Source organism: Dietzia sp. UBA5065 (assembly GCA_002415925.1).
Classification (GTDB): Bacteria; Actinomycetota; Actinomycetes; order Mycobacteriales; family Mycobacteriaceae; genus Dietzia.
Genome location: DIAZ01000140.1, coordinates 44,349 through 50,625 on the forward strand (window position 1 = coordinate 44,349; position 6,277 = coordinate 50,625).

Below are 6,277 nucleotides of genomic sequence, written 5' to 3' on the forward strand. Positions count from 1 at the left end.
CTCGCCTGCATGGGCTCGAGCGGACGCCGTGGCCTTCGCCACCGCGACGACCGCAATGGCGGCGGCGGCCTCGGCGGTCGCCCTGACCGTGCAATGGTGGTCCGGGGGTGGAGCCCTTGTCCCTTCCGCCGGAGCGCTCCTGGCGGCCCTCGGCCTGACCGCGGTGCTGGCGCTCCGCACCACATCCGCCCCGGTTTCCGCTCATGCCGTCGCAGGATCGTGTGCCGTCGGGTTCACCATCCTCGCCGCGTCGACCGTCAGCGGTGTCCCTCCCGGTGCCGGCCACCTGGTGGGCGGGCTGACCGCGGGCGCGGCCCTGTCGGGAGTTCTTCGGTTCACCGTGTTCCGGCCCGGGCCCCCTCGCGCATACGGTCTGGCGTCGGCGTACCTCGCGTCGACCGTGGCGCTGTCGGTGGGAGCGATCGCCTCGACGGTCGTCGCATCCAGCCGGATCCCTCTCCATGCCGTCGGCGCCGGCACCGTCCTCGTCGGCCTGCTTCTTCTGACCGCCGCGCCCCGTGTCGCCGTCTCGGCGGCTCGCATCCCGATCCCGCCCGTCCCCGCGCCGGGTGGCGACGTGGAGGCCGGCGATCTCGAGGACATCGACCACGACATCCGCACCCGGGACTCCGATGACCCACGTTCCGGCGGGCCTCTGCCCACCCCGGCGGTGCTGCGCCACCGGTTCCTCACCTCGCGGTCCTGGCTCACCGGCCTGCTGGCGGCCGCGGGCGCGGTCTGTGTGGCCGGGTCGCTCATCTCGCTGACCGGGGGGCCCGGGTCCACCCGATGGGCGGCGCCCCTGTCCCTCGTCCTGTGCGTGGTCCTGATCCTGCGCGGGTTGGGCTACGCCGATCGTGTGCACACCACGGTGCTGCTCGTCTCTGCGCTCGGACTGTCGGCCGGCGTGCTCATCGGCGCGGCCGTCGCCCAGCCCTCACCAGTGGCGGTGGTGGTCCCCGCCTCGGTCGCCGTCGCCGGCGCAGTCGTCCTGGCGTCAGCGGCGCTCCCCCATGTCGACCTCTCGCCCGCGTCGTTGCGCGCAATCGGCACGATCGAGGGGATCTGCATCTGCATCGTCGTCCCCCTCGCGGTGGGTGCCATGGACGTGTACTCCGTCGTCCGCCATCGATGAGGACCGTCCGACCGGTCTCTCTGCTCGCCGTGGGAGCGATCCTCGGAGCGCAGATGCTCGGCGCTCCCCTCGCGGCCTCGCTGGAGCGGCCGGCGATCGACGGTCCCGTTCCCGACGCCGGAGTGCTGGACCCGCGTGCGACCGGGCCCGACGAGCTGCGCCTCGCCGGTCCCTGCCGGACGACCGCGGCCGTCCTCGACCCGGCCGCACGTCCTGCCCACGCAACGGCCGCGGACCTTCACGGGGCATGGATCCACGGCCGCGGGGAGGGACAGGTCGTGGCCGTCATCGACACCGGAGTGAACCCCGGGCCCCGACTACCGCGGGTGCGAGGGGCCGGCGACGTGGTCCGCGGCGGCAACGGCACCGAGGACTGCGACGCGCACGGCACCCTGGTCGCCGGTGTGCTGGCCGCCACCGAGGACGCGACCGGGCACTCGGGGGTCGCGCCCGGCGTGGAGATCGTGTCGATCCGCCAGTCCAGCACCGTCCTGCGCGCGACCCACCGGGACGCGGGTGACCCGGCGGTCGGATCCGGCGTCGGCACGCTGTCGACTCTCGCACGGGCGATCCGGACGGCCGTGGACGCGGGGGCCGGGGTCATCAACATCTCCGAGGTCGCGTGCGTGCCCGCGGGAACGCCGTTGGAGGACGACACCCTCGGCGGCGCGGTCCGCTACGCGGCCGTGGACCACGACGTGGTCCTGGTCGCGGCCGCCGGCAACGTCAGCCAGGCCTGCGGCGACCAGAACCCCGGCGTCCCCGACCCCACCTCGCCCGGTGACGACGGGTGGAACGACGTGCTCACCGTGGCCTCCCCCGCGTGGTACGACGACCACGTGCTCACCGTCGGCGGGGTCGACGCCGACGGGGCACCCACCGATTTCACGCTCCGGGGCCCGTGGGTCGACGTCGCGGCACCCGCTGCCGGGTTGAGGTCGGTGGGCGCCGACGGGGCCGGGATCTCGGACTTCGTGGTGGAGGGGGACGGCTCACGGACCCCGATCAGCGGCACGAGTTTCGCCGCCCCGTTCGTCGCCGGTACGGCCGCACTCGTCCGCCAGGCCCACCCCGGACTCACCGCCCGCCAGGTCATCGCACGCATCCAGAACACCGCGATCCCTGCGGCCGGCGGGCGCGACTTCACCGTCGGCCACGGGGTGGTGGACCCGGTGGCCGCCGTGACGGGGGTCCGCAGACCCTCCCGCCGTGCTCCGGCGACCACGTCTATCGCCGCCCCCACCCCCGACCCCGGACCGGCGGGTGCAGGCGCCGGTGCGGTCGTGGCGGCCGGCTCTCTCACGATCGGGACGATCGTGCTCGTCGTCGTCGCCTTGTTCCACCGGCGTCACCTCCGACCCGGACAGGACGGACGTCCCTGACTCCGCACGCGCCGACGTGACGACTCACCCCACCGGTGTCTCGTACTCCGCGAGCCCGAGATCGGATCCGTCGCGGCTGACGAGCGCGGACTCCCTGTCCAGCCGGGGTCCGGCGGGTAGACGGTCGAGGGTTCCGCCGTCGACCTGCGTCGGCGTCCCGCCGATGCCGAGCATGCCGGCGGTCTCCGCGTCGGGGACGTCGAATCGCACGCCCGTGTCGGAGACTATCGCCGTCACCGGACTGCGGGTCGAGGTCCCACGACCCGCCGCTGCCACCAGGAGGCCGCCACCCGGGATGCCGACGGCGTCGACGGCGGGCCCACCTCCGTCCGACCCCGCGACCGGACGAACCTCGCCCGGGCCCGGCTCCGCAGCGCCGGCGACCAGTGTGACCCGCCGACCCGCGGCATCGGCCCCGGTGGAGTCCCGGACGCACAGCACGGGCGAGTCGCCGGTGTCGAGCACCTCCGGACGCTCGGTGGGAAACGCCTCGACGTCCAACGCCGTCGAGTGCGGGACCCCCATCCGGTCCGGATCCACCGATGCCACGGACCCCACCGTCGTGGTGGACCGGATCACGTCGGCCACCACCGGGCCGACCTCCTGCACTCCGTCGGCCAGGGCGACGTAGATGCGCGTCCCGGAGGCCGTGTCGACCGTGAACACCTGCCCTATCAACAGTCCATCGAGCCCGTAGTCCACCGGTTCGCCGGCCATCTCGATCACCGGGCGCGCGACCGGGTCGACCTCGGGGAGCGGATCGATCAACGCCGCCGTGACCGGTCGCGGGTCCACCCCACCCAACCCGAGGATCGACAACAGGTCTGCGTCCTCCAGGTCGATGCGAGCGCGGGTACCGTTCCCGAGCAGCCAACCCGCACCGTCCTGGCTCGTCAGGGCGATCTCGTTCGCGGCGGTGTCGCGGCCGGCACCCGCCACGCCCTCTCGTGCGACGACACTCGTCGAGGCGACCCGCGGCCTGCCGCGGTCGGCGTCGACGACCACGTCGCACACCGTCCACGACACCGCCGCCGCACCGGCTTCGTCCCGTTGGGCGGGGAGAGCCGAGGGGGCGCCGGGGATGCCGAGCAACCCCCCGCGTCGGGTCCCCGCGACGTCGGTCTCGCGGACGATGTCCGGGTCGAGGGGCCGACCCAACACGAGACGTGCGGACGCCAGGTTGAACACCGGGTGGACCGCGTCCCCGACGCGGACGTACATCTGCCCGGACTCGCGTCCCACCATGATCATCGAACGATCGACATCCGGCGCCGGGTCGAGCAGCGACAGGACGGCGGCCCCCGCGCATCCGAGGACTGCCGCGACCACACCCACGGTGAGCCCGACGGTCTGGCGCCGGAGCGGATCGTGCAGCATCCTGACGTCCCGGGCGACAAGGGCGTGCCGGGCCCGGCGGGACAGGAAGCGATGCCCGTCCACCTGCGCCTTGGTCGTGGGCTTCAGCGGCACGGCCTGGTCCCTTTCCACGGATGTGACACCCCGCGGCGGGGAGCACCGGGGGTAGGGTACGCCAGGATCCGGGCCCCGTGGCCGGTCTTCCCCGGCGCCCCTGCGCGCCACACGTCCAGGTGAGGAGGGTGGGTCGATGACGTCTCCCACGCCGTCTCCCACTGCACTCCCCACGTTGCCCGCGCTCGTCACTGTGCTCGTGTTCTCACTGGTGATCACCGTGATCGGCCCGCCTCCGTGGCAGCCGTGGGCCCAGTTCGTCGCGGCCGGACTGATCGCCTGCGCGTTCACCCTTCGCCGACAGGGTCGTCCGCTCGTCGCCCGCCGGGCTCGGCCCCGCCGCACCGCGGTCGACGTGGTCGACCTCACCGGCCCCGACCTCTCGCTGGTGGGCTGCGTCGAGGGTGGCCGGGTGGTGACCACCGCCGTGGAGATCACCGCGGGATCCCTGGTGACCACCGAGGTCGGCCGCGATGATCCAGCGGGGTTCCACGGTGTCCGGCTCCCCCTGGCCGCGGTGGCGCGGCAGCTCGACCAGGGCGGGGTCATGCTCGAGGGGATCGACGTGGTGGTGCACGGTCGCCGCGCGGCGACGGGAGCCGACGGCGAGGTGTACAGCTCCCTCGTGGGTCCGCTCGCCCTGATCTCGCACCGGCGCGTCCACGTGTTCCTGCGATTCGACCTGGGCCGGCTCGCGACGGCTGCCCCTCCGGACACGGTGGGCTCGTTCGACCACATCGTGGCGGTGGCCACCGAGCGACTCCGGCGGTCGCTGGTCCACCACGGCGTCCCGTGCCGGGTCCTCGACGCCGCCGAACTCGCCGAGAGGTACCTCAAGGCCGAGGCCGAGGCCGCCCCCGGCGTGGGCATGGTCATACGGCCCGGGGCGGATGCGCGGAAGGTCATCGACGGCCTCGCCGCAGTGCGCGCCTCGGACATCACCGAGGTGATCCGGATCCGCCGGGTCGAGGGCCGCCACGACGTGGTCGATGTGGTCGCGACCGTCGGGCTGGTCGGGCTCTCGGCGGGGTCCCCAGCCGAGATGCCCACCGCGTGTGACCCCCTACCGTCCGCACAGGTGTTACCGATCCCCGGCCAATCCCTCCCCGATGCGGTGGCCGGGTCGGTCATCCGGCGCCGGATCGATCAACTCGACGCGCTCGCCCCGCCCGCCCACGGGGCCGGTCAGATCCTCGGCGCCACCCGAACCGGGAGCGCCTCCGCCCTCCAGTTGGCGGGGCCTCACCTGCGGTCCGTCCTCCTTGCCGGCCGGCCTGCGCTGTGCCGTCAGGTGGCATTCCGTGCAGTTGCCGCGGGGTACCGGGTCGCCGTGGTGACCGACCTGCCCGACCGATGGCGCCCGCTGTCGCGAATCGGTGACGAGAGCCGATTCCGGATCGTGGAGCCCGGGGCCTCGGATGCCGGTGCCCCGGTCGACGCGGTGTTCTGGGACGTCGACGGGCCGCTCAGCGAAGGACGGATCGATGCCCTCGCGGGCCCCGGGGGTCCGGACGTCACACCGCCCACCGTCATTCGTGTGGACGCCGACTGGGGCATCGATCACCGAGCGGACTCGGACGCTGCGGGAGCCATCGCCCGGTCGTCCGTGGCGCCGCCGGACCTCGTGCTGGACGCCCGGATCGAGGGGTGGATCTCGGTGGAGCCACGCGCCGGGGACGCCCATCGGGTGACCGTGGTGCACGGTCCCGGCGAGGAGGGGTTCGTGGGCCCGCTCGTGGCACCGGAGGACCTCACACCCGCAGGTGCTGCACCTCCCGCCACCCCGGGTCGTCGGTGACCGTCAGGGTCACCGGGCCCTGGTCCCACCCGGACGCGGCCACGCGGAGCTGCTCGTCGGCCGGGGTGGTGGAGTCCACGTAGAAGTGCAGCAGGCGCTCCCCCGCGCAGCTCTCCGCGCCCACGCACTCGCCGTTGCCCTCCAGCCGCTCCACCAGGTGGTCCTCCAGGTCCCGGAGGCCGGGCAGCGACCGGGCCCCCGGCAGCCCCCCGTCCTCGACATCCGTATAGGGCACGCGGACGGCGACGTGGCGGTCGAACTCCGGGGCCGAGAGCGCCACCAGCGGCACCCGCACCATGGCCACCAGCGGGCCCCGGTCGGTGTCCCCGTGCAGGATCTGCCACGCCGGCGCGCCGGTCTCGTCCCGGTTGTCGCGGGCCAGCTCGCGCAGGATCCCGGGCAGCTCCGCCAGCGGCACGGCGTCGTCCCCCGGGGCCATGGCGTTGGGGCGGATCCTGCCCACCCACGTCTCCACCGCGGCCTCGCCGCACA

At 74.0% G+C, this 6,277-nt stretch carries 5 protein-coding genes; 3 read left to right on the forward strand and 2 right to left on the reverse strand.

The window, feature by feature from the left end:
* Both eccD and mycP read left to right on the forward strand, forming a co-directional pair.
* Positions 1-1,135: type VII secretion integral membrane protein EccD (gene eccD / locus B4M60_RS11305; RefSeq protein ID WP_291083798.1), on the forward strand; the 1,135-nt coding region annotated here is incomplete at its 5' end.
* A complete protein-coding gene (gene mycP / locus B4M60_RS11310; protein WP_291083801.1) occupies positions 1,132-2,517 on the forward strand; it encodes a type VII secretion-associated serine protease mycosin in 1,386 nt (461 codons plus the stop codon). The genes eccD and mycP, both read left to right, overlap by 4 nt.
* 24 nt (positions 2,518-2,541) lie before the next feature.
* Here mycP and eccB read toward each other — a convergent pair whose 3' ends face one another.
* Entirely contained in the window at positions 2,542-4,005 is a 1,464-nt protein-coding gene (gene eccB / locus B4M60_RS11315; protein WP_291083804.1) for a type VII secretion protein EccB, read from the reverse strand.
* Positions 4,006-4,123: 118 nt separating this feature from the next.
* Here eccB and B4M60_RS11320 point away from each other — a divergent pair, with 118 nt between their 5' ends.
* Positions 4,124-5,785 carry a type VII secretion protein EccE gene (locus B4M60_RS11320; protein WP_291083807.1) on the forward strand — a complete coding sequence of 554 codons (1,662 nt, stop codon included), beginning with the start codon at positions 4,124-4,126 and terminating at the stop codon, positions 5,783-5,785.
* Here B4M60_RS11320 and B4M60_RS11325 read toward each other — a convergent pair.
* Positions 5,739-6,277: DUF695 domain-containing protein (locus tag B4M60_RS11325; RefSeq protein ID WP_291083810.1), on the reverse strand; the 539-nt coding region annotated here is incomplete at its 5' end. The two genes, B4M60_RS11320 and B4M60_RS11325, sit on opposite strands and share 47 nt — an antisense overlap.